Source organism: Pseudomonas petrae, assembly GCF_021728295.1.
GTDB classification, from domain to species: Bacteria; Pseudomonadota; Gammaproteobacteria; order Pseudomonadales; family Pseudomonadaceae; genus Aquipseudomonas; species Aquipseudomonas petrae.
This window is the reverse complement of the sequence record NZ_JAKJXE010000001.1, coordinates 168,591-192,235: the sequence shown is the minus strand read 5'-3', so window position 1 is coordinate 192,235 and position 23,645 is coordinate 168,591. Positions and strand designations below refer to the sequence as shown.

Sequence of the window (23,645 nt, the reverse complement as noted above, 5' to 3'; positions counted from 1 at the left end):
ACAGGCAGACCGCATTCGCGGGCAAGCGCGCTCCTACAGAGGAAGATGCGAATAGGTTGGATCACATAAGAATCAACACAAGAGGTGTCTATGTTCAATAAGAAAAACAAGCTGCGACATAGTGTGACGGTAGCGACGATGGTAATGCTCAGTGGCTTGAGCGTTTCGGCATGGGCCGATCAGTACGAGGATGCTGCCAAGAAGTGGGCCTCCAGCGAGTTCAAGCCGACCACGCTGTCCGATGCCGATCAGCTCAAGGAGCTGGAGTGGTTCATCAAGGCGGCGGAGCCGTTCCGCGGCATGGACATCAAGGTGGTTTCCGAAACCTTGACCACCCATGAATACGAATCCAAAACCCTCGCCAAGGCGTTCACCGAAATCACCGGCATCAAGGTCACCCACGACCTGCTGCAGGAAGGCGACGTGATCGAGAAGCTGCAGACCGCCATGCAGTCTAACCAGAGTATCTATGACGGCTGGGTCAACGACTCCGACCTCATCGGTACGCACTTCCGCTACGGCAAGGCGATGTCTCTGACAGACCTGATGGCCAGCCCGGAAGGCTCGAAAGTCACCTCTCCGACGCTCGATCTCAAGGACTTCATCGGCACCTCGTTCACCACTTCACCTGAAGTCAAAGATGCTTCCGGCAAAGTCGTCACGCCGGCCAAGCTCTATCAACTGCCTGACCAGCAGTTCGCCAACCTGTACTGGTTCCGCGCCGACTGGTTTGATCGTGCTGATCTGAAAGCGAAGTTCAAGGCCAAATACGGCTACGAGCTGGGCGTTCCGGTGAACTGGTCCGCCTATGAAGACATCGCCAAGTTCTTCAGCGAAGACGTCAAGGAACTTGACGGCAAGAAAGTCTACGGCCACATGGACTACGGCAAGAAAGACCCGTCCCTGGGCTGGCGCTTCACTGATGCCTGGTTCTCCATGGCCGGCAGCGGCGACAAAGGTTTGCCGAACGGATTGCCGGTCGACGAGTGGGGCATTCGCGTAGAAGACTGCCACCCGGTCGGTTCGAGCATCACCCGCGGCGGCGACACCAACGGCCCGGCCGCTGTGTACGCCACTCAGAAGTACATCGACTGGCTCAAGGCCTACGCGCCGCCTGAAGCTGCGGGCATGACGTTCTCAGAATCCGGCCCAGTGCCGTCCCAGGGTAACGTTGCTCAGCAGATCTTCTGGTACACCGCTTTCACCGCTGACATGACCAAGCCAGGTCTGCCAGTCATGAACGCCGACGGCACGCCGAAATGGCGGATGGCGCCATCGCCAAAAGGTCCTTACTGGAAAGAGGGCATGAAGCTGGGTTATCAGGACGTGGGCTCCTGGACCTTCCTCAAGTCCACCGAAGAGAAGAAACGCCTGGCCGCCTGGCTCTACGCGCAGTTCGTGACGTCGAAGTCCGTCTCGCTGAAGAAAACCATCGTGGGCCTGACGCCGATTCGCGAATCGGACATCAACTCCAAAGAGATGACCGCCCTGGCGCCGAAACTCGGTGGTCTGGTCGAGTTCTATCGCAGCCCGGCCCGCGTGCAATGGTCGCCAACCGGCACCAACGTTCCGGATTATCCGAAGCTGGCTCAGTTGTGGTGGAGTCACGTGGCTGAAGCCGTTACCGGCGAGAAAACCGCGCAGGCGGCCCTCGACGGTCTGGCCAAGGATCAGGATGCAATCATGACCCGCATCGAGCGCTCCAAGGTTCAGGAACCAAGCGGTTGCGCACCGAAGATGAACCCGGAAACCTCGGCCGAAGAGTGGTACACCAAAGCCGAGAAGAGCAACGGTGCATTCCTCGCGCCGCAACGCAAACTGGCCAACGAGAAGCCGAAGGGCGAAACCATCGCTTACTCCGACCTCTTGAAAAGCTGGGAAGCGGGCAAGAAGTAACCTGCGCAGGGCAAGATCCGGCAAAAAATCCGGCGCATAAAAAAACGGCACCCTCGGGTGCCGTTTTTCATGTGCGTGGTTTGATGCGCCGGCCTGAATGATCAGCCGTGCAGCGTTTCTGCCGCGTACAGTGTGTTTTCCAGCAGGCATGCGCGGGTCATCGGGCCAACGCCGCCTGGCACCGGCGTGATCCAGCCGGCGCGGGGCATGGCGGTTTCGTACACCACATCGCCCACCAGCTTGCCGTCATCCTGACGGTTGATGCCGACGTCGATGACGATCGCGCCTTCCTTGATCCACTCGCCCTTGACCAGCCCCGGCTTGCCCGCCGCCACGACCACCAGATCGGCACGACCCACGTGTCCGGCCAGATCCTGAGTGAAGCGATGGGTCACGGTCACGGTGCAGCCCGCCAGCAGCAGCTCCATCGCCATCGGACGACCCACGATGTTGGAAGCGCCCACGACGACTGCGTCCTTGCCGTACAGATCGACACCGGTGCTTTCCAGCAGCGTCATGATGCCCTTGGGCGTGCAGGGGCGCAGCAGCGGAATGCGCTGGGCCAGCCGACCCACGTTGTAGGGGTGGAAGCCGTCGACGTCTTTATCCGGGCGGATGCGCTCCAGCAGGCTGGAAGATTCCAGATGCTCGGGCAGCGGCAGTTGCAGCAGGATGCCGTCGATGGCCGGATCGTCGTTGAGGCGATCGATCAGATCGGTCAGTTCGGTCTGGGTGGTTTCACTGGGCAGGTCATAGGCCTGGGAGATGAAGCCGACCTCTTCGCAGTCTTTGCGTTTGTGCGAGACGTAAACCTGAGAGGCGGGGTCGCTGCCGACCAGAATCACCGCGAGGCCGGGCGTACGCAGGCCTTGCTCGCGACGCTGGGCGACTCGTTGAGCGATCTGCTGGCGCAGGTTGGCTGCGATCGCTTTACCGTCTATTAGTTTTGCAGTCATTACGCGTGATTAACCATCGGAAGGGGAGGGAAAAAGAGCGCGCATTCTCGCATGACCTGACGCAAGGGCAAAGACGGTTGGTCCGCTTAATAAGCTAACCCCTTTAATTAACTGAATTTTTTTGAAAAAAGTGTTGACGACCTTTTGGGCCGTCTATAAGATTCGTCGCACTTGTCGGGCACAACCCCAAACAGGATAAGCCGAAAGCGGCAAATCAGGTCGAAAGGTTGAATAAGTCAGGTAGAGTTAAGATCGGCTCAGCGTGATTGAAAGCTCTTAATTTGCAGTCTCACGAAGGCAAATGAAATAAGTGCCCGTAGCTCAGCTGGATAGAGCATCCGCCTTCTAAGCGGATGGTCGCAGGTTCGAGTCCTGCCGGGTGCGCCATTAGGCAGCTTTGGCACAAGTAGCATTCAGTTTGAGTGCGTCGGTTACAGCGCAATATGGTGGGCGTAGCTCAGTTGGTAGAGCACGGGATTGTGACTCCCGTTGTCGAGGGTTCGATCCCCTTCGTCCACCCCATATTCGAAAAGGCGCCAGATTCATAATCTGGCGCCTTTGCTTTAAGCGCTTCAAAACGCGGATGTGGTGGAATTGGTAGACACACTGGATTTAGGTTCCAGCGCCGCAAGGTGTGAGAGTTCGAGTCTCTCCGTCCGCACCAGTTACAAGTCTCGCAACACCTCGGGTGTTGAGGGATGAAAGAAAGCCGCCTTGTGCGGCTTTTTTTGTTTCAACGTGCTGCGTTTCAACGCAGTGCGAGCTTGATGGGTCCATAACACAGGGCTCGTCCGGTGTGCTTCCAGGGACTGGATCATGTTTCGGTCGTCCTTTTGCTTCCTTTATATAGGGGCGTATCAGGAGCGTTCCAGAGACCTCCCGCAGGCTAAAACATACGTCTGTGATTCCCGGGCTGCATGCCACTTTATTTACCCTCGTTCAGTAGGGTGACTTCTTGAGTTTGACCCACTAGAATGCTTGCCCTTGATTCTGGGGTCGGAAACGGCCGGCTAACGTCTGTGCAACGAGGAATATCAATGCAAGTTTCTGTTGAAAACACTTCCGCTCTCGAGCGCCGCATGACCATTGGCGTGCCCGCTGAGCGCATCGAGATTGAAGTCAACAAGCGTCTGCAGCAGACCGCACGTAAAGCCAAGATCCCGGGCTTCCGCCCAGGCAAAGTGCCTATGAGCGTGATCCGCCAGCGTTACGAAGACGGTGCGCGTCAAGAAGCACTGGGCGACCTGATCCAGGCGACCTTCTATGAAGCAGTCGTCGAGCAAAAGCTGAACCCCGCTGGCGCACCTTCCGTCGAGCCTAAAACCTTCGAAAAGGGCAAGGACCTCGAGTACATCGCTACTTTCGAAGTATTCCCTGAATTCACCGTTGCCGGTTTTGAGTCCATTTCCGTCGAGCGTCTGTCGGCTGACGTCGCTGATTCCGATCTGGACAACATGCTGGAAATCCTGCGCAAGCAGAACGTCAGCTTCGAAGTCGTCGACCGCGCTGCACAAAACGAAGACCAGTTGAACATCGACTTCGTCGGCAAGATCGGCGGTGAAGCGTTCGCTGGCGGTTCGGCCACCGGTACTCAGCTGGTGCTGGGTTCGGGTCGCATGATCCCGGGTTTCGAAGACGGTCTGGTTGGCGCCAAAGCTGGCGAAGAGCGCGTTCTGAACCTGACCTTCCCAGAGGATTATCAGAATCTGGAACTGGCTGGCAAAACCGCCGAGTTCACCGTCACTGTCAACACCGTGTCGGCACCGACCCTGCCTGAGCTGAACGAAACGTTCTTCAAGCAGTTCGGCATTAAGGAAACCAACATCGAAGGCTTCCGCACCGAAGTTCGCAAGAACATGGAGCGTGAGCTGCGTCAGGCGATCAAGTCCAAGGTCAAGAATCAGGTGATGGACGGTCTGCTCGCCGCCAACCCGATCGAAGTGCCTAAAGCGCTGCTGGAAAACGAAGTGAACCGTCTGCGCGTTCAGGCTGTTCAGCAGTTCGGCGGCAACATCAAGCCTGACCAACTGCCGGCAGAGCTGTTCGAAGAGCAGGCCAAGCGCCGCGTTGAACTGGGTCTGATCGTGGCTGAAGTCGTCAAGCAGTTCGACCTCAAGCCTGACGACACCCGCGTTCGCGAGCTGATTCAGGAAATGGCTTCCGCTTACCAGGAGCCAGAGCAGGTTGTGGCCTGGTACTACAAGAACGAACAGCAAATGAACGAAGTTCGTTCGGTTGTGCTGGAAGAGCAAGTTGTGGATACTGTTTTGCAGAAAGCGAGCGTGACCGACAAAGCGGTCTCGTACGAAGAGGCAGTCAAGCCGGTTGAAGCTCCACAAGCCGACTGATTTCCTTCTCTCGTTCGAAAACACCATAAGCCAGCCTTCGCGCTGGCTTATGCGTATTCAAGACATGACTATTTGGGAGTGAATGCGAGACATGTCCCGCAATTCTTATATTCAGCAGAACTCTGACATCCAGGCCGCTGGCGGCCTGGTCCCGATGGTTATCGAGCAGTCCGCCCGTGGCGAGCGCGCCTATGACATCTACTCCCGCCTTCTCAAGGAACGCGTCATCTTCCTGGTCGGTCCGGTTGAAGACTACATGGCCAACCTCATCTCGGCGCAGCTGCTGTTCCTTGAAGCGGAAAACCCGGACAAGGACATCCATCTTTACATCAACTCCCCAGGCGGTTCGGTGACTGCGGGCATGGCGATCTACGACACCATGCAGTTCATCAAGCCGGACGTTTCCACGACCGTCATGGGCCAGGCCTGCAGCATGGGCGCTTTCCTGTTGGCCGGTGGCGCGAAGGGCAAGCGTTTCGCACTGCCGAACTCCCGCGTCATGATTCACCAGCCGTTGGGCGGTTTTCAGGGCCAGGCGTCGGACATCGACATCCACGCCCGTGAAATCCTGTTCATCCGTCAACGTCTGAACGAGCTGCTGGCGCACCACACCGGTCAGACGCTGGAAGCCATCGAACGCGACACCAACCGTGATAATTTCATGAGCGCAGAACGCGCTGCTGAATACGGTCTGGTGGACTCGGTCATCGATCGGCGTCAAATGACCAAATGACTGCGTGAAGGGCAATGATCCCGGGCGGTTGATATATCCGTGCCGCCTGTGGACTTGAAAAATCGAGCAATTGCCCTCATCTTGTGTTGCAAGCCTACCGGATTGGATCGATCGAATGACTGACACCCGCAACGGCGAGGACAACGGCAAACTGCTTTATTGCTCCTTCTGTGGCAAAAGCCAGCATGAAGTGCGCAAGTTGATTGCCGGCCCCTCGGTATTTGTTTGTGACGAGTGCGTCGACCTGTGCAACGACATCATCCGCGAGGAGGTGCAGGAAGCACAGGCCGAGAGCAGCGCGCATAAACTGCCATCGCCCAAAGAAATCAGCGGCATCCTTGACCAGTACGTCATTGGTCAGGAACGTGCCAAAAAGGTTCTCGCAGTAGCGGTGTACAACCACTACAAGCGACTGAACCAGCGCGACAAGAAAAACGACGACGTTGAACTGGGCAAGAGCAACATCCTGCTGATCGGCCCGACGGGCTCCGGCAAGACCCTGCTGGCGGAGACGCTTGCACGTCTGCTCAACGTTCCGTTCACCATCGCCGACGCCACCACCCTGACCGAAGCCGGTTATGTGGGTGAGGACGTCGAGAACATCATTCAGAAGCTGTTGCAGAAGTGCGATTACGATGTCGAGAAGGCCCAGATGGGTATTGTCTACATCGACGAAATTGACAAGATTTCGCGCAAGTCCGACAACCCTTCCATCACCCGTGATGTGTCGGGCGAAGGCGTGCAGCAAGCCTTGCTGAAGCTGATTGAAGGCACCGTGGCTTCCGTTCCGCCTCAAGGTGGCCGCAAGCACCCACAGCAGGAATTCCTGCAGGTGGACACGCGCAATATCCTCTTCATCTGTGGCGGTGCGTTCTCTGGCCTGGAAAAGGTCATCCAGAATCGCTCCACCAAAGGCGGCATCGGCTTCAACGCTGAAGTGCGCAGCAAGGAAGAGGGCAAGAAGGTCGGCGAATCCCTGCGTGAAGTCGAGCCTGACGATCTGGTCAAGTTCGGTCTGATCCCGGAATTTGTTGGTCGTCTGCCTGTATTGGCGACGCTGGACGAGCTGGACGAAGCTGCGCTGATGCAGATTCTGACCGAGCCGAAGAACGCGCTGACCAAGCAATACGGCAAGCTGTTCGAGATGGAAGGCGTGGACCTCGAGTTCCGCCCGGATGCGTTGAAATCGGTTGCTCGTCGTGCGCTTGAGCGCAAGACGGGTGCTCGCGGTCTGCGCTCCATCCTCGAGGGCGTCCTGCTCGACACCATGTACGAAATCCCGTCGCAATCTGACGTGAGCAAGGTGGTGATCGACGAGAGCGTGATCGAGGGCACCTCCAAGCCGCTGTTGATTTACGAAAACAGCGAGCCACCTGCCAAGGCGGCACCCGACGCGTAGCCTGCTGGCAACGCACCGGGCGACTGGAAACGAAAAGGGCCCTCGGGCCCTTTTCGCGTTTCCTCAAGCCTGGTCTGCGTTTCTGAGTCCTTTTGCTTTAACTCAAAGCGACGCTTGTTTTTTTAAGGTTCAACCCCCATCTTGATTTTCAGCTTATTTATATCTGTCCATGGCCTGAAGGCCGCCGTAGAGGCGAAATCATGAAGACGACCATTGAACTGCCTCTCTTGCCACTGCGCGATGTTGTGGTTTACCCCCATATGGTTATCCCGCTGTTCGTGGGGCGCGAGAAGTCGATCGAGGCCCTTGAAGCGGCGATGACCGGCGACAAGCAGATTTTGCTGCTGGCGCAACGAAACCCGGCCGACGACGATCCTGGTGAAGACGCGCTGTACAACGTTGGCACCGTCGCCACTGTGCTGCAGCTGCTGAAGCTGCCGGACGGCACCGTGAAGGTTCTGGTCGAAGGCGAGCAGCGTGGATCGGTCGAGCGCTTCATTGAGGTCGACGGCCATTGCCGCGCCGAGGTTGCGCTGATCGATGAAGTCGACGCGCCGGATCGTGAATCCGAAGTCTTCGTTCGCAGCCTGCTGGCTCAGTTCGAACAGTACGTACAGCTGGGCAAAAAAGTCCCGGCGGAAGTGCTTTCCTCCCTCAACAGCATCGATGAGCCGGGTCGTCTGGTCGACACCATGGCGGCCCACATGGCGCTGAAGATCGAGCAGAAGCAGGAAATTCTCGAGATCATTGACCTGTCGGCGCGCGTTGAACACGTGCTGGCGTTGCTGGATGCCGAAATTGATCTGCTGCAGGTCGAGAAGCGCATCCGCGGTCGCGTGAAAAAGCAGATGGAGCGCAGTCAGCGCGAGTACTACCTGAATGAGCAGATGAAGGCCATTCAGAAGGAGCTCGGCGACAGCGAGGAAGGCCACAACGAAATCGAAGAGCTGAAGAAGCGCATCGATGCCGCCGGCCTGCCCAAGGATGCGATGACTAAGGCCACCGCCGAGCTGAACAAGCTCAAGCAGATGTCGCCGATGTCTGCGGAGGCCACCGTCGTTCGCTCCTACATCGACTGGCTGGTTCAGGTGCCCTGGAAGGCCCAGAGCAAGGTCCGTCTGGACCTCGCCCGCGCCGAGGACATCCTCGACGCCGACCACTACGGTCTGGACGAAGTCAAAGAGCGGATCCTCGAATACCTCGCCGTGCAAAAACGCGTGAAGAAGATTCGTGGCCCGGTGTTGTGCCTGGTCGGTCCTCCTGGCGTGGGCAAAACCTCGCTGGCCGAGTCGATCGCCCACGCCACCAACCGCAAATTCGTCCGTATGGCCTTGGGCGGCGTGCGCGATGAAGCTGAAATTCGCGGCCACCGTCGCACCTACATCGGTTCGATGCCAGGTCGCCTGATCCAGAAGATGACCAAGGTTGGCGTGCGCAACCCGCTGTTCCTGCTCGATGAAATCGACAAGATGGGCAGTGACATGCGCGGCGACCCGGCGTCGGCGCTGCTGGAAGTGCTCGACCCCGAGCAGAACCACAACTTCAACGACCACTACCTGGAAGTCGACTACGACCTCTCCGACGTGATGTTCCTGTGTACCGCCAACTCGATGAACATTCCGCCGGCGCTGCTCGACCGTATGGAAGTCATCCGTCTGCCTGGCTACACCGAAGACGAGAAGATCAACATCGCGACCAAGTACCTCTCGCCCAAGCAGATCGCTGCCAATGGGTTGAAGAAAGGCGAGATCGAGTTCGAAGTTGAGGCGATTCGCGACATCATCCGTTACTACACCCGTGAAGCGGGCGTGCGTAGCCTTGAGCGTCAGATCGCCAAGGTGTGCCGCAAGGCGGTCAAGGAACACGCCCACGAGAAGCGTTTTTCCGTGGTCGTGACAGCGGATATGCTTGAGAACTTCCTCGGCGTGCGCAAATTCCGTTATGGCCTGGCCGAGCAGCAGGATCAGGTCGGTCAGGTGACCGGTCTGGCCTGGACGCAGGTAGGCGGCGAGCTGCTGACTATCGAGGCGGCGGTTGTTCCGGGCAAGGGTCAATTGATCAAAACCGGTTCGCTGGGCGATGTCATGGTCGAGTCGATCACTGCCGCGCTGACCGTGGTGCGCAGCCGAGCCAAGAGCCTGGGCATTCCTCTGGACTTCCACGAGAAGCGCGACACGCACATCCATATGCCGGAAGGCGCGACGCCGAAAGACGGCCCGAGCGCAGGCGTGGGCATGTGCACGGCGCTGGTGTCGGCATTGACGGGGATTCCAGTCCGCGCCGACGTCGCCATGACGGGTGAAATCACCCTGCGCGGACAGGTGCTGGCCATCGGCGGTCTCAAGGAGAAATTGCTGGCCGCTCACCGTGGTGGCATCAAGACAGTGATCATCCCCGAAGAGAATGTTCGCGATCTGAAGGAGATCCCGGACAACATCAAGGCTGACCTGCAGATCAAACCGGTTAAATGGATTGACGAGGTCCTCCAAATTGCGCTGCAATACGCGCCGCAGCCCTTGCCGGATGTGGCTCCCGAGATGGTTGCCAAGGATGAAAAGCGCGAGTCTGACGCCAAGGGCAGGATCAGCACGCATTAGTCTGGGAGGCCTTCCTTGACAGGTTTTTGGAGCCCTTGCTATAAAGCGGCTCTTCAAGCCTGTTCAGGCCGCTCGTGTTCGTTTGGTTTCACCAAAAAAAAACTTAGAAATACTCAAATATATAAGGGGACTTAGAGTGAACAAGTCGGAACTGATTGATGCCATCGCCGCATCCGCTGACATCCCGAAAGCTGCTGCCGGCCGTGCGCTGGACGCTGTAATCGAATCCGTCACTGGCGCTCTCAAGGCTGGCGACTCTGTTGTACTGGTAGGCTTCGGCACTTTCTCCGTCACTGATCGTCCTGCCCGTACCGGCCGTAACCCTCAGACCGGTAAAACCCTGGAAATTCCAGCGGCCAAGAAACCAGGCTTCAAAGCCGGTAAAGCACTGAAAGAAGCCGTCAACTAAGTTTCTTTTTACTTTGCCCGCCCAGCACAGCGTTATTTTTGTTCTGGGCGTGAAGCGGCACGTGCGGTTGGTCAAGCGCTGGACTGTCACTCGGGGAACGCACATCGAACCCCGTCCGCTTTGCAAGTTACGAGAAGGCGCATCCTCGGATGCGCCTTTCTTCTATCCGGATTCAACCCACGCTCCGCGTTACCGTGTGCAGCAGCCTGGTGAGTCGAGTACAACCCTCTGGGGGATACATGCTGCAGAATATCAGGGACAATTCACAGGGATGGATTGCCAAAACCATCATCGGGGTAATCATCGCTCTGATGGCCCTGACCGGGTTCGATGCCATTTTCCGGGCTACCAGCCACTCGCAGGATGCTGCGAAGGTCAATGGCGAGGAAGTCACCCAGGCTGAACTGGGTCAAGCGGTTGAAATGCAACGCCGCCAGCTGATGCAACAGCTGGGCAAGGATTTCGATCCTGCGATGCTCAACGAAAAGATGCTGCGTGATTCGGCCCTCAAAGGCCTGATCGACCGCAAGCTGCTGTTGCAGGGTGCCGCCGATTCCAAGTTCGGTTTCTCCGAAGCTGCGCTGGACCAGCAGATTTTGCTGACCCCTGAATTTCAGGTTGACGGCAAATTCAACGCCGATCGCTTCGATCAGGTCGTTCGCCAGCTTGGCTACTCCCGTCTGCAATTTCGCCAGATCCTGGGTCAGGAAATGTTGATCGGCCAGATTCGTGCCGGTATCGGCGGCAGTGCGTTCGTCACTGACGCTCAGGTCGACGCGTTCGCCCGCCTGGAAAAACAGACCCGCGATTTCGCTACGCTGACCCTGCCGGCCGATCCGTCGAGCGTCAAGGTTACCGACGACGAGATCAAGGCGCACTACGATCAGCACGCGAAGGAGTTTCTGAGTCCGGAGCAAGTGGTGCTCGACTTTATCGAGCTGAAGAAGTCCTCTTTCTTCGACAAGGTGTCGGTGAAGGATGAAGACCTTCAGGCGGCTTATCAGAAAGAGATCGCCAACCTGGCCGAGCAGCGCCGTGCTGCGCACATCCTGATCGAAGTCAACGACAAGACCACGGACGCTCAGGCGAAAGCCAAAATTGAAGAAATTCAGCAGCGTGTGGCCAAAGGCGAAGATTTCGCTGCGCTGGCGAAGGAGCTCTCTCAGGATCCAGGCTCGTCGACCAAGGGCGGTGACTTGGGCTACGCCGGCAAGGGTGTCTATGACCCGGCCTTTGAAGACGCGCTGTACGCGCTGAACAAGGATCAGGTCTCCGCGCCTGTCCGCAGTCAGTTCGGCTGGCACCTGATCAAACTGCTGGGCGTTGAAGCGCCGTCGGTACCGACGTTCGCCAGCCTGAAGGAGAAGCTGACCCACGAGCTGAAGTCTCAGCAGGTCGAGCAGAAGTTCGTCGATGCGAGCAAGAAGCTGGAAGATGCTGCGTTCGAAGCGTCGGATCTGTCGCAGCCGGCTCAGGATCTGGGTCTGAAAGTGCAGACCACTGCGCCGTTCGGTCGCGAGGGTGGCGAAGGCATTGCAGCCAACCGTGCGGTGATTCAGGCGGCTTTCAGTCCGGAAGTGATGGAGGAGGGTTCCAACAGTTCTGCGCTGGAACTTGATCCTGAGACCGTGGTGGTGTTGCATGCCAAAGAGCACCGTCAGCCTGAGCAACTGCCACTGGAAGCGGTGTCGGCGCCGATTCGTGCGCAACTGGCGAAAGAACATGCCAGCGATGCGGTGAAGGCCAAGGGCGAGGCGCTGCTGGCAGGCCTGCGTGACGGCAAGGTGCCGTATGCGGCGACCAAGCAGGAAGGCCAGAGCTGGAAGGTCGTGGAAGCGGCCTCACGCAGCCAGGAGGGTGTTGATCCTCAGGTGCTGCAGGCGGTGTTCCGTATGCCGAAGCCGGAAGGCAAGGACAAGCCGGTTTATGGCAGCCAGACGGCAGCGGATGGCAGTTTTGTGATTGTGCGTCTGAACGGCGTGAATCAGGCGGCTCCGGCGTCGGATGAGGAGAAGAGCCAGTACCGTCGTTTCCTGTCATCCCGTGAGGGTCAGCAGGATTTCGCGGCCTACCGGAAGCAGTTGGAAGCAGCGGCGAAGATCGAGAAGTATTGATCGACGCAGAACGCTGTTAACAGAAAGCCCCGACTCGTGAGAGTCGGGGCTTTTTTGTGTCCGTGCCCAGAGGGACCTGGGGCTCGGCTGACTGTGCCAAGATCAAGAGCGTCTGCCTCACGGCAGACATTTCGCCTTCGGCGACTTACTTTTGAAAAGCACCAAAAGTAAGCAAAAGTGCCTGCTCCTGGCTTGGCCCTTCCTTCGTCAGGGTTCCTTCACTCCGGTCCCGCTCCGTGGGCCCGCGCCGAACGGACATCCATGTCCTGACGGCGCTCTCGCCGCATCCATGCGGCTCGGCCCACTGCGCGAGACCTGCGTTCAGCCTGCACCAAAGTCGCGTTTTGCGGTGTCCCGGCTACCGCGTAGAAGATCAACAGCAACAGCAGCAGCTTCCCGGCTGAAGCCGGTCCTACTAACACCGTATGCAGTCTGTGGGACCGGCTTTAGCCGGGAAGCCTTTGATCTGCAGTTTGATCGTTCCCACGCTCCGCGTGGTAACGCCGCCCCAGACGCTCCGCGTCCCTCGGACGACCTATATTCAGGCCGGGGATGTGACGCGGAGCGTCACGGGATGCATTCCCACGCGGAGCGAGGGAACGATCAAAGATCACCTAAACAACGCGCACCCCGTAGGACCGGCTTTAGCCGGGAAGCTGTTGCTGTTGATCTTGATCTTCTACGCGGTAGCCCGGACACCCCAGAACGCGACTTGGGTGCAGGCCGAACGCAGACGACGCGGAGTGGGTCGAGCGGCATGGATGCCGCGAGAGCGCCGTCAGGACATGGATGTCCGTTCGGCGCGTGCCCACGGAGCGTCGTCTAAGTAAGGGAACCCGACGAAGTCGGGCCAAACCGGGAGCAGGCACTTTTGGTTACTTTTAGTGCTTTTTAAAAGTAACTCGCCGAAGGCGAAACAGTTCTGCCGTTAGGCAGAACCCAATGAACGCTGCCTGAGTATCGGCTGAACCCAGGACGAAAAAAAACGGCAGATCATCCAGCCACAAGGCCGTCTGATCCACCGCTTTCGCCAGCTAGCCAGCGCTTACAGGTCTTGCGCCCGTCTTCAGAGCGTCATCACTCTGAAAACGGGCAAGCAACCATCAACCTTCCAGATCACCCATCGCCGTGGTATTGAAACCACCGTCGACGTACATGATCTCGCCACTGACACCGGACGCCAGGTCGGAACACAAGAACGCGCCCGCATTACCCACTTCCTCAATGGTCACGTTACGGCGCAGTGGAGTCTGCGCCTCGTTCGCCGCCAGCATCTTGCGGAAGTTCGAGATACCCGAAGCCGCGAGGGTACGGATCGGGCCAGCCGATACCGCGTTGACGCGCGTACCTTCCGGGCCGAGGCTGCGGGCCAGGTAACGGACGCCGGCTTCAAGGCTTGCCTTGGCCATACCCATCACGTTGTAGTTCGGCATGGTGCGCTCAGCGCCCAGGTACGACAGCGTCAGCAGGCTGCCGTTGCGGCCCTTCATCAGGTCGCGACCGGCTTTGGCCAGGGCCACGAAGCTGTAGGCGCTGATGTCGTGAGCGATGCGGAAACCTTCACGGGTGGTGGCTTGGGTGAAGTCACCGTCCAGTTGGTCGCCCGGCGCGAAGCCAACGGAGTGCACGATGCAGTCCAGGCCGTCCCACTTCTTGCTCAACTCTTCGAAGACCTTGGCGATTTCTTCGTCGCTGGCGACGTCGCAAGGGAAGCACAGCTCAGCGTTCGAACCCCAGCTTTCGGCGAATTCCTCGACGCGCTTCTTGAGTTTTTCGTTCTGATACGTGAAGGCAAGCTCAGCGCCTTCACGGTGCATGGCGGCAGCGATACCGGATGCGATGGACAATTTGCTGGCGACACCGACGATCAGGACGCGCTTACCGGCGAGAAAACCCATTGTTTTGTTCCTCTTCAGGTTAATCGACAGCTGCCGGCGCCAAGAAGGCGGCCTCCAGCAGCTGCTGTGTATAAGGATGTTGCGGTGCGGCGAAGATGTCTTCTGCCACACCCTGTTCGACCACTTGGCCTTGCTTCACCACCATCAGTTGGTGGCTTAACGCCTTGACCACCGCCAGATCATGGCTGATGAACAAATACGTCAGGTTGTACTTGGTTTGCAGGGAGCGTAACAGCTCCACCACTTGACGCTGAACGGTGCGGTCGAGGGCCGAAGTCGGCTCGTCCAGCAAAATCAGCGCCGGTTTTAACACTAATGCCCGGGCGATGGCGATCCTTTGCCGTTGTCCCCCTGAAAACTCGTGGGGGTAGCGGTGCCGGGTCGCCGGGTCCAGACCCACTTCCTTGAGCGCTTCGATCACCGCCGCTTCCTGCTCCACCGGCGTACCCATCTTGTGGATCCGCAGGCCTTCGCCGACGATGTCGCACACCGACATGCGCGGGCTGAGGCTGCCGAACGGGTCCTGAAACACCACCTGCATCTGCCGCCGCAGCGGCCTGACCTGATGCTGATTCATCCCGGCCAGCGATTGCCCGTGAAAGCGTATTTCGCCTTCGCTGCGAATCAACCGCAGGATCGCCAGGCCCAGCGTCGATTTGCCCGAACCGCTCTCGCCGACAATCCCCAGCGTCTGGCCCTTGGGCAGACTGAAATGGATGCCGTCGACGGCCTTGACGTGATCGACCGTGCGCTTGAACACGCCTTTCTTGATCGGAAACCAGACCCGCAGGTCCTCGACTTCCAGCATCGGCGCGCCCGGCGGATTGTTCGCCGGACCGCCTTTGGGCTCGGCGCTGAGCAGTTCCCGGGTATACGGATGCTGCGGCGCGCGGAACAGCTCTTCGCACGATGCCTGTTCGACGATGCAACCGCGCTGCATGACACATACGCGGTTGGCAATTTGCCTGACGACGTTCAAATCGTGGCTGATCAGCAGCAAGGCCATGCCCAGCCGGGCCTGCAACTCCTTGAGCAATTTGAGGATTTTCAGCTGCACGGTGACGTCCAGCGCGGTGGTCGGCTCATCGGCGATCAACAGCTCGGGCTCGTTGGCCAGGGCCATGGCAATCATCACCCGCTGGCGCTGGCCGCCGGACAGCTCGTGGGGCAAGGCCTTCAGCCGCTTGGCCGGGTCCGGAATGCCCACCAGATCCAGCAGCTCCAGCGTACGCCGCGTCGCGGCTTTGCCGGTGAGGCCCTTGTGCAGACCGAGCACTTCGTTGATCTGCTTTTCGATGGACTGCAGCGGGTTCAGCGAGGTCATCGGCTCCTGGAAGATCATCGCGATGCGATTGCCGCGAATCCCGCGCAGGCGCTTTTCGCTGACTTTCAGCAGGTCGTCACCGGCGTAGCGAATCGTCCCGGTCGGATGGCGCGCGAGCGGGTAGGGCAGCAGCCGCAGGATCGAATGGGCGGTGACTGACTTGCCCGATCCGCTCTCGCCGACCAGCGCGAGGGTTTCGCCCTTGCGGATGTCGAAGCTGATGCCTTCGACCACCCGCTGCGCGTTGTTGCCGTTCACGAATTCGACGGAGAGGTCGCGGATCTCGACCAGATTGTCCTGATTCATCTCATTTCCTCGGGTCGAATGCGTCGCGGGCGGATTCGCCGATGAACACCAGCAGGCTCAGCATGATCGCCAGCACGGCGAAGGCGCTGATGCCGAGCCACGGCGCTTGCAGGTTGGATTTGCCTTGCGCCACCAGTTCACCCAGTGAAGGCGAGCCAGCGGGCAGGCCGAAGCCGAGGAAGTCCAGCGCGGTCAGCGTGCCGATCGCGCCGGTGAGAATGAACGGCATGAACGTCATGGTCGACACCATCGCGTTGGGCAGGATGTGGCGGAACATGATCGCGCCGTTTTCCATGCCCAGCGCCCGGGCCGCGCGCACGTATTCCAGGTTGCGGCCACGCAGAAACTCGGCCCGCACCACGTCCACCAGGCTCATCCACGAGAACAGCAGCATGATCCCCAGAAGCCACCAGAAGTTCGGCTGGACGAAGCTGGCGAGGATGATCAGCAGGTACAGCACCGGCAGCCCGGACCAGATTTCCAGGAAGCGCTGGCCGATCAGATCGACCCAGCCGCCGTAGAAACCCTGCAGCGCCCCGGCGATGACGCCGATGATCGAGCTGAGGATCGTCAACGTCAGGGCGAACAGCACCGACACGCGGAAGCCATAGATCACCCGCGCCAGCACGTCGCGACCCTGATCGTCGGTGCCCAGCAGGTTCTCCCGCGAAGGCGGGGCTGGGGCCGGGACTTTCAGGTCGTAGTTGATGCTCTGGTAGCTGAACGGAATCGGCGCCCACAGCGTCCAGCCGTCTTTGGCCGCCAGCAGCTCCTTGATGTACGGGCTCTTGTAGTTGGCTTCCAGCGGGAATTCGCCGCCGAAGGTGGTTTCCGGGTAGCGCTTGAACACCGGGAAATACCACTCGCCGTCGTAGCGCACGGCCAGCGGTTTGTCGTTGGCGATGAGTTCGGCGCCCAGGCTTGCGCCGAACAGGATCAGAAACAGCCACAGCGACCACCAGCCACGCTTGTTGGCCTTGAAGCGTTCGAAGCGGCGTCGATTGAGAGGGGACAACGTCATATCAATGATCCCTGCGGTCGAAGTCGATGCGTGGGTCAACCAGCGTGTAGGTCAGGTCGCCGATCAGTTTCACCACCAGCCCCAGCAGGGTGAAGATGAACAGCGTGCCGAACACTACGGGGTAATCGCGGTTGATCGCGGCTTCAAAGCTCATCAGGCCGAGGCCGTCGAGGGAAAAGATCACTTCCACCAGCAGGGAGCCGGTGAAGAAGATGCCAATGAACGCCGACGGGAAACCCGCGATCACCAGCAGCATGGCGTTACGGAACACGTGGCCGTAGAGGACTCGGCGCTGGGTCAGGCCCTTGGCCTTGGCGGTAATCACGTACTGCTTGCCGATTTCATCGAGAAAGCTGTTTTTCGTCAGCAGGGTCATGGTGGCGAAGTTGCCGATGACCAGCGCGGTGATCGGCAGCACCAGGTGCCAGAAGTAGTCGCCCACTTTGCCCAGCCAGCTCATTTCGTCGAAGTTGCTCGACGTCAGCCCGCGCAACGGGAACCAGTCGAAATAGCTGCCACCGGCAAACACCACGATCAGCAGGATGGCGAACAGGAACGCCGGGATGGCGTAGCCGACGATGATTGCCGAACTGGTCCACACGTCGAAATGGCTGCCGTGGCGCGTGGCTTTGGCGATCCCCAGGGGGATCGACACCAGGTACATGATCAGCGTGCTCCACAGCCCGAGGGAGATCGACACCGGCATCTTTTCGACGATCAGGTCGATGACCTTGGCGTCGCGGAAGAAGCTGTCACCGAAATCCAGCCGGGCGTAGTTCTTGACCATGATCCACAAGCGTTCCGGCGCCGATTTGTCGAAGCCGTACATGTGCTCGATTTCCTTGATCAGGCTGGGGTCCAGACCCTGCGCGCCGCGATAGGTCGAGCCGGCCACCGAGACTTCCGCACCGCCGCCAGCGATGCGGCTGGTGGCGCCTTCGAAGCCTTCGAGCTTGGCGATCATCTGCTCCACCGGACCACCCGGCGCGGCCTGGATGATGACGAAGTTGATCAGCAGGATACCGAACAGGGTCGGGATGATCAGCAGCAGACGCCGCAGAATGTAGGCCAGCATGTTATTGCTCCGTGCCTTTGGGCTGCTCGGTTTCAGGCTGGGCTGCTTCAGGCTCTACGGCGTCCGGCGCGACTTGCACAGGAATGGCCGGCGTCGCGTCGGGCTTGACCCACCAGGTCATGGTGCCGATGTCGTAGAGCGGGGTTTTGCCCGGGTGGCCCAAGTGATCCCAGTACGCCACGCGCCAGGTCTTGATGTGCCAGTTCGGGATCACGTAGTAGCCCCACAGCAGCGCGCGGTCGAGGGCGCGGGTGTGGTCGATCAGGCTCTGGCGCGAGTCGGCGTTGATCAAGCCGTTCACCAGCGTGTCGACCGCCGGGTCCTTGAGGCCGATCACGTTGTAGCTCCCCGGCTTGTCGGCGGCGGAGGAATCCCAGTATTCGCGCTGCTCGTTACCCGGTGAGCTCGATTGCGGAAAACTGCCGACGATCATGTCGTAGTCCCGTGAACGGCGGCGGGTGATGTACTGGGAGACGTCGACACGACGGATTTCCAGATCAATGCCGATGTCAGCCAGGTTGCGTTTGTACGGCAGCAGCACGCGCTCGAATTCCGTCTGGGCGAGGAGAAATTCGATGGTGACGGGCTTGCCTTCGGTGTCGACCATCTTGTCGCCGACGATCTTCCAGCCGGCGTCCTTGAGCAGCTGGAACGCCTTGCGCTGTTGCTCTCGGATGATGCCGCTGCCATCGGTGACCGGCAGTTTGAATGCCTCATTGAACACCGATTCCGGCAACTTGCCGCGCAGGGGCTCAAGAATATTCAGCTCGGCAGGCGTCGGCAGGCCTTTGGCGCCCATGTCGGAATTGTCGAAATAGCTTTTGGTACGTGTGTAGGTGCCGAAGAACAGCTGCTTGTTGGTCCACTCGAAGTCGAGCAACAGGCTGAGGGCCTGACGCACGCGCACGTCCTGGAACATCGGCTTGCGCAGGTTGAAGATAAAGCCCTGCATGCCCTGGGGATTGCCGTTGGGGATCTCTTCCTTGATCAGACGACCCTGTCTGACAGCCGGAACGTCATAGGCCGTCGCCCAGTTCTTCGCCGCCATTTCCTGCCAGAAGTCGAAGGCACCCGCTTTTAACGCTTCGAGAGCCACCGTGTTGTCGCGGTAGTAGTCGGTGGACAGCCGGTCGAAGTTGTAGAAGCCCTTGTTGATCGGCAGGTCCTTGCCCCAGTAATCCTTGACCCGCTCGTAGCGCACCGAGCGTCCGGCCTTGACCTCGACCACCTTGTACGGCCCGCTGCCCAGCGGAATTTCCAGGTTGCCCTTACTGAAGTCGCGGGTGGCCCACCAATGCTTGGGCAACACCGGCAACTGGCCGAGGATCAGCGGCAGTTCGCGGTTGTCGTTGTGCTTGAACTTGAACAGCACCGTGGTCGGGTTTTCGGCGACGGCCTGATCGACGTCCGCGTAGTAACTGCGGTACAGGGGCGAGCCGTCCTTGATCAGCGTCTCGAAGCTGAACACCACGTCTTCGGCGCGGACCGGATGGCCGTCGTTGAATGTCGCTTCGGGGCGCAGATAAAAACGCACCCAGCTGTTATCCGGGGCTTTTTCGATCTTGCCGGCAATCAGCCCGTATTCGGTGAACGGCTCGTCCAGACCCTGGCGGGCGAGGGTGTCGTAGATCAGGCCGATATCGTCAGCGGGCACGCCCTTGCTGATGAACGGGTTGAGGCTGTCGAAGCCGCCGAAACCGGCGCTGCGCAGGATCCCGCCTTTGGGTGCGTCCGGGTTCACGTAGTCGAAATGCTTGAAGTCGGCCGGGTATTTCGGCGCTTCGTTGTACAGGGTGATGGCGTGTTGCGGAGCCGCCTGGGTTGCACAGGTCACGCCCAGCAGCAGCGGGGCCAGCACGAACGGGCTCAGAAACAGGCCGCCAGCGCGGGTCAGGGAGCGCAGGGCAGTCATTGGGTTTTCTCCGAAGGCTTGAGCCACCACGCACGCAGGCCCAGGGTGTAGGGCGGGGTGGTGACCATGGCGAACCGGTTGCGGTAGGCCAGACGATGATTATTGAGGTACCAGTTGGGAATCATGTAGTGCTGCCACAGCAACACGCGATCCAGGGCGCGGGTCGCCGCCACTTGGTCATCCCGGGTTTTTGCCGCCAGCAACTGGTTGAGCAGGTTGTCGACCACCGGGTTGGCGACGCCGGCGTAGTTTTTGCTGCCTTTGATGTTGGCCTGGCTGGAATGGAAATACTGCCATTGCTCCAGCCCCGGACTGAGGGTCTGATTCAGGGTCATCAGAATCATGTCGAAATCGAACTGGTCCAGCCGCTGTTTGTATTGGGCGCGGTCGACGGTGCGCAGGTGCGCGTCGACGCCGATCCGCGTGAGGTCTTCGATGTAGGGCTGCAGGATTCGTTCTAGATTCGGATTGACCAGAAGTATTTCGAAACGCAACGGCTGACCGGCGCGGTTGGTCAGGCCGCGCTCGGTGAATGTCCAGCCTGCGTCGGCCAGCAGCCCCAGCGCCTTGCGAATGGCGTCGCGGGGCACGCCGCCGCCGTCGGTTTTCGACACCGCGAACGGCTGGGTGAACAGTCTGGCCGGCAACTGCTCGCGGTAGGGCGCGAGCATGAGGAATTCGCGGCCGGCGGGCAGTCCGCTAGAGGTGAATTCGCTGTTGGGGTAGTAGCTGGTCGAACGCATGTAGGCGTCGTTGAACAGCGTGCGGTTGGTCCACTCGAAGTTGAACATCAACCCCAGCGCTTCACGCACGCGGATGTCGGCGAACGCGCCGCGGCGGGTGTTCATGAACAGCCCTTGGGTCTGCGTGGGGATCTGGTGCGGGATTTGCGCCTTGATCACCTTGCCCTCGGTCACCGCCGGGAAGTCATAACCGGTGAGCCAGTTTTTCGCCTGATGCTCGATGTAGATGTCGAACTCGCCGGCCTTGAAGGCTTCGAACGCCACGTCCGCGTCGCGGTAGAACTCCACTTCCACGCGGTTGAAGTTGTACTTGCCGCGGTTGACCGGCAGGTCTTTGCCCCAGTAGTCCTTCACCCGCTCGAACACCAGACTGCGCCCCGGCCGCACCTGGGTGATGCGATAGGGGCCGCTGCCCAACGGGGCCTCGAAGGAAGTGGCCTTGAAGTCGCGGTTCTTCCAGTAATGCTGCGGCAGGACCGGCAGTTCGCCGAGGCGCAGAATCAATAATGGGTTGCCGGAGCGCTTGAACACGAAACGAATGCGGTGGCGGTTGAGGATGTCCACCCGCTGCACTTCCTGCAACGCGGTGCGGTACTGCGGGTGACCGTCTTTCAGCAACGTTCTGTAGGAAAACGCCACGTCATAGGCGGTAATCGGCTTGCCGTCGTGAAAGCGTGCCTCGGGGCGCAGGTTGAACACCACCCAGCTGCGGTCGTCGCTGTACTCGACGGTTTTGGCGATCAGGCCATAACTGGAGGTGGGTTCATCGCCGGAGGGGTCGTACTGGCCGGTGCCGACCATCAGCGGTTCGTTCAGCTCGCTGACGCCGTACTGGCCGAAGTTGGCCGTCGAAATCGGGCTGCTGCCCTTGAAGGTGTACGGGTTGAGGGTGTCGAACGTGCCGTTGGCCATGATTCGCAGGGTGCCAGCCTTCGGCGCCTCAGGATTGACCCAGTCGAAATGCGTGAAGCTGGCAGGGTACTTGAGGACGCCGAATTGTGCGTAACCATGGCTTTCGCTGATGGTCGCGGCGGCTGTCGTGCTCAAGACCAGGCTGAAAGTCAGCAGCAGGTGACGTATCAAGTCGGCGGTCGATCCGGGCAGCGGTCGGTCACAGTAACAGCTTGTATCGGCTGGAAAAAGGGTGAGGCCGGAGTGCATCTTGAGCGTCGCACAACCTGTAGGAGCGCGCTTGCCCGCGATAAAAGTGTGTCAGGCAGCACAGCAGTGTCTGAAACACCGCATTCGCGGGCAAGCGCGCTCCTACACGGAGCATCGGCGCATCAGTGCGGCAGGTACACCGTCAACGTCTGGCCTGGCTTGAGTGCCTGTCCGCTGCGCGGATTCCAGCGCTTGAGGTGCTGCATTTCGACGTTGAAGCGCTTGGCGACGAGATACATCGAATCGCCTTTCTGGATCTTGTACTGCATCGACTTCTTGCCGGCGTCCTCGCCCCTGGCGCTGCTGTCAGCCTTGGCCACTGCGCGGGAGCTGGCTTTCGCCGGTTTGCTGTTGTCCTGCATGACCAGCGTCTGGCCGACTTTCAGGTTCTGGCCGGACAGCTTGTTCCAGTGCTGCAAATCCTTGACGTCGACCTTGTTGATGCGCGCGATCTGCACCAGGTTCTCGCCCTTCTTCACCCTGTAGGTACGGGTGCGCGCAGGCTTCTCATCCACCTCGGCGACTTCTTCGAACACCGGCATCGCGTACTGCATGCCCGGCTGAACCGGAATCGTCAGCGCCTGGCCGCGTTTCACCTGGTTGCCAGACAGCTTGTTGATGTCCTTGAGGGTGCTGGTCGACACCTTATAGCGGCTGGCGATGCTGGCCAGGCTGTCGCCCGGACGCACGCGGTATTGCTGCCAGTCGACCAGCTCTTCAGGCTTCATGTTCGACAGGTTGGCGGTCAACAACTGGGATTTCGACGTGGGCACCAGCAGGTGCTGCGGGCCGTCGATGGTCAGGCGCTTCTTGAACGCCGGGTTGAGCTGCACCAGTTCGTCTTCGTCGATGTTCGCCATGGCGGCGACTTTCGACAGGTCCATGCGCTGATTCAGTTCGACGACCTGAAAGTAGGGCTTGTTGTCGATCGGGTTGAGGTTGACGCCATAGGCGTCCGGCGACATGACCACTTGGGACAGCGCCAGCAATTTAGGCACATAGTCTCGGGTTTCCTGCGGCAGCGGCAGGTTCCAGTAATCAGTGGGCAGATTGAGCTTTTCGTTGCGTTCGATGGCGCGGCTGACCGTGCCTTCGCCCGCGTTATAGGCCGCCAGGGCCAGCAACCAGTCGCCGTTGAACATGTCGTGCAGCTTGGTGAGGTAGTCCAGCGCTGCCGTGGTGGACGCCGTGATGTCGCGGCGGCCGTCGTAGAAATTGGTCTGACGCAGGTTGAAGTAACGGCCGGTGGACGGAATGAACTGCCAGATCCCCGCTGCATCGCTGCGCGACAAGGCCATCGGGTTGTACGCGCTCTCGATGACCGGCAGCAGCGCCAGTTCGAGGGGCATGTTGCGCTCTTCCAGTCGCTCGACGATGTAGTGCATGTAAAGGCTGCCACGGTTACCGGCCGTTTCGAGGAACGACGGGTTGTTCGCGTACCAGAGGCGTTGCTGATCGATGCGCGGGTTGAGGTCGTTGCCGTCTTGCAGCTGGAAACCCTGACGCATGCGCTCCCACACATCATGGGGCGGGGCGAGCGGCACAGGTTTGCGTGCGATATAAACAGGTTTTGGCTTGGTGCTGGCGATGGGATGAGCGGCGCTGCTGCCGTTCCCGGATTCGAGGCCGCCGGTGCTCTGGCAGCCTGCCAGTGTCGCGCTCGCGACCACCGCGATTGCCTGGGCCAACCGAGTCAATGTGTCGGAATTGAAGGTTTTACGTAGTGATGACGACATTGGCTGGGGGATAGTTC

15 protein-coding genes and 3 tRNA genes are annotated in these 23,645 nt (G+C 59.6%); 10 read left to right on the top strand and 8 right to left on the bottom strand.

All coding sequences use genetic code 11. The annotated features are described in order from the left end of the window. Window positions 1–90: 90 nt before the first annotated feature. Complete coding sequence (locus L4G42_RS00825) at window positions 91–1,896, top strand: ABC transporter substrate-binding protein (protein ID WP_237254630.1); 1,806 nt, start codon at window positions 91–93, stop codon at window positions 1,894–1,896. A 101-nt stretch (window positions 1,897–1,997) separates the two neighbouring features. Here the strand turns inward: L4G42_RS00825 and folD are convergent, their stop codons facing one another. Further along, entirely contained in the window at window positions 1,998–2,852 is an 855-nt protein-coding gene (folD, locus tag L4G42_RS00820) for a bifunctional methylenetetrahydrofolate dehydrogenase/methenyltetrahydrofolate cyclohydrolase FolD (protein ID WP_237254629.1), read from the bottom strand. 310 nt (window positions 2,853–3,162) lie between these two features. Between folD and L4G42_RS00815 the strand changes: the two genes are divergently transcribed. The 9 genes from L4G42_RS00815 (at window position 3,163) to L4G42_RS00775 (ending at window position 12,452) form a co-directional block, all read left to right on the top strand. Then, window positions 3,163–3,239, top strand: a tRNA-Arg gene (locus L4G42_RS00815). 59 nt (window positions 3,240–3,298) lie between these two features. Next, window positions 3,299–3,374: transfer RNA gene (locus tag L4G42_RS00810), tRNA-His, on the top strand. A 57-nt stretch (window positions 3,375–3,431) separates the two neighbouring features. After that, window positions 3,432–3,516 (top strand) — tRNA-Leu (locus L4G42_RS00805). Window positions 3,517–3,889: 373 nt separating this feature from the next. Then, a complete protein-coding gene (tig, locus tag L4G42_RS00800) occupies window positions 3,890–5,200 on the top strand; it encodes a trigger factor (RefSeq protein ID WP_237254942.1) in 1,311 nt (436 codons plus the stop codon). A gap of 91 nt (window positions 5,201–5,291) precedes the next feature. After that, a complete protein-coding gene (gene clpP, locus L4G42_RS00795) occupies window positions 5,292–5,933 on the top strand; it encodes an ATP-dependent Clp endopeptidase proteolytic subunit ClpP (RefSeq protein WP_237254941.1) in 642 nt (213 codons plus the stop codon). A gap of 115 nt (window positions 5,934–6,048) precedes the next feature. After that, complete coding sequence (gene clpX, locus L4G42_RS00790) at window positions 6,049–7,332, top strand: ATP-dependent Clp protease ATP-binding subunit ClpX (protein ID WP_037013640.1); 1,284 nt, start codon at window positions 6,049–6,051, stop codon at window positions 7,330–7,332. A gap of 200 nt (window positions 7,333–7,532) precedes the next feature. Beyond that, window positions 7,533–9,929, top strand: a complete 2,397-nt coding sequence (gene lon / locus L4G42_RS00785; protein ID WP_237254940.1) for an endopeptidase La — start codon at window positions 7,533–7,535, stop codon at window positions 9,927–9,929. A gap of 121 nt (window positions 9,930–10,050) precedes the next feature. Then, window positions 10,051–10,338 (top strand): HU family DNA-binding protein, encoded by a 288-nt coding sequence (locus L4G42_RS00780; protein WP_272631174.1) that lies wholly within the window; start codon window positions 10,051–10,053, stop codon window positions 10,336–10,338. 239 nt (window positions 10,339–10,577) lie between these two features. After that, the gene (locus L4G42_RS00775; protein WP_237254939.1) at window positions 10,578–12,452 is read left to right on the top strand and encodes a SurA N-terminal domain-containing protein; all 1,875 of its coding nucleotides are present in this window, start codon (window positions 10,578–10,580) and stop codon (window positions 12,450–12,452) included. Window positions 12,453–13,555: 1,103 nt separating this feature from the next. On the opposite strand, the gene fabI is transcribed toward L4G42_RS00775, so the two are convergent. The 7 genes from fabI to L4G42_RS00740 all read right to left on the bottom strand — a co-directional run bounded on the left by fabI (window position 13,556) and on the right by L4G42_RS00740 (window position 23,628). After that, window positions 13,556–14,350 carry an enoyl-ACP reductase FabI gene (fabI, locus tag L4G42_RS00770; RefSeq protein ID WP_108121389.1) on the bottom strand — a complete coding sequence of 265 codons (795 nt, stop codon included), beginning with the start codon at window positions 14,348–14,350 and terminating at the stop codon, window positions 13,556–13,558. A 19-nt stretch (window positions 14,351–14,369) separates the two neighbouring features. Continuing rightward, window positions 14,370–15,980, bottom strand: a complete 1,611-nt coding sequence (locus L4G42_RS00765) for an ABC transporter ATP-binding protein (RefSeq protein ID WP_237252272.1) — start codon at window positions 15,978–15,980, stop codon at window positions 14,370–14,372. A 1-nt stretch (window position 15,981) separates the two neighbouring features. Next, on the bottom strand, window positions 15,982–17,001 hold the full coding sequence (locus L4G42_RS00760) for an ABC transporter permease (RefSeq protein ID WP_074891214.1): 1,020 nt from the start codon (window positions 16,999–17,001) through the stop codon (window positions 15,982–15,984). A gap of 1 nt (window position 17,002) precedes the next feature. Next, the gene (locus L4G42_RS00755) at window positions 17,003–18,076 is read right to left on the bottom strand and encodes a microcin C ABC transporter permease YejB (RefSeq protein WP_237252271.1); all 1,074 of its coding nucleotides are present in this window, start codon (window positions 18,074–18,076) and stop codon (window positions 17,003–17,005) included. Between the two features lies 1 nt (window position 18,077). Continuing rightward, complete coding sequence (locus tag L4G42_RS00750) at window positions 18,078–19,988, bottom strand: extracellular solute-binding protein (protein WP_237259114.1); 1,911 nt, start codon at window positions 19,986–19,988, stop codon at window positions 18,078–18,080. After that, entirely contained in the window at window positions 19,985–21,814 is a 1,830-nt protein-coding gene (locus L4G42_RS00745; RefSeq protein ID WP_237252269.1) for an extracellular solute-binding protein, read from the bottom strand. The genes L4G42_RS00750 and L4G42_RS00745 overlap by 4 nt, the downstream gene beginning before the upstream one ends. Before the next feature lie 200 nt (window positions 21,815–22,014). Continuing rightward, a complete protein-coding gene (locus L4G42_RS00740) occupies window positions 22,015–23,628 on the bottom strand; it encodes a lytic transglycosylase (RefSeq protein WP_237252268.1) in 1,614 nt (537 codons plus the stop codon). Window positions 23,629–23,645: the final 17 nt, after the last annotated feature.

Coding starts and splice junctions, on each gene's coding strand:
- clpX (WP_037013640.1), top strand. CDS start 6,049: ATGACTGACACCCGCAACGGCGAGGACAACGGCAAACTGCTTTATTGC.
- clpP (WP_237254941.1), top strand. CDS start 5,292: ATGTCCCGCAATTCTTATATTCAGCAGAACTCTGACATCCAGGCCGCT.
- tig (WP_237254942.1), top strand. CDS start 3,890: ATGCAAGTTTCTGTTGAAAACACTTCCGCTCTCGAGCGCCGCATGACC.
- L4G42_RS00755 (WP_237252271.1), bottom strand. CDS start 18,076: ATGCTGGCCTACATTCTGCGGCGTCTGCTGCTGATCATCCCGACCCTG.
- L4G42_RS00775 (WP_237254939.1), top strand. CDS start 10,578: ATGCTGCAGAATATCAGGGACAATTCACAGGGATGGATTGCCAAAACC.
- L4G42_RS00760 (WP_074891214.1), bottom strand. CDS start 17,001: ATGACGTTGTCCCCTCTCAATCGACGCCGCTTCGAACGCTTCAAGGCC.
- L4G42_RS00765 (WP_237252272.1), bottom strand. CDS start 15,980: ATGAATCAGGACAATCTGGTCGAGATCCGCGACCTCTCCGTCGAATTC.
- L4G42_RS00750 (WP_237259114.1), bottom strand. CDS start 19,988: ATGACTGCCCTGCGCTCCCTGACCCGCGCTGGCGGCCTGTTTCTGAGC.
- L4G42_RS00740 (WP_237252268.1), bottom strand. CDS start 23,628: ATGTCGTCATCACTACGTAAAACCTTCAATTCCGACACATTGACTCGG.
- lon (WP_237254940.1), top strand. CDS start 7,533: ATGAAGACGACCATTGAACTGCCTCTCTTGCCACTGCGCGATGTTGTG.
- L4G42_RS00825 (WP_237254630.1), top strand. CDS start 91: ATGTTCAATAAGAAAAACAAGCTGCGACATAGTGTGACGGTAGCGACG.
- fabI (WP_108121389.1), bottom strand. CDS start 14,350: ATGGGTTTTCTCGCCGGTAAGCGCGTCCTGATCGTCGGTGTCGCCAGC.
- folD (WP_237254629.1), bottom strand. CDS start 2,852: ATGACTGCAAAACTAATAGACGGTAAAGCGATCGCAGCCAACCTGCGC.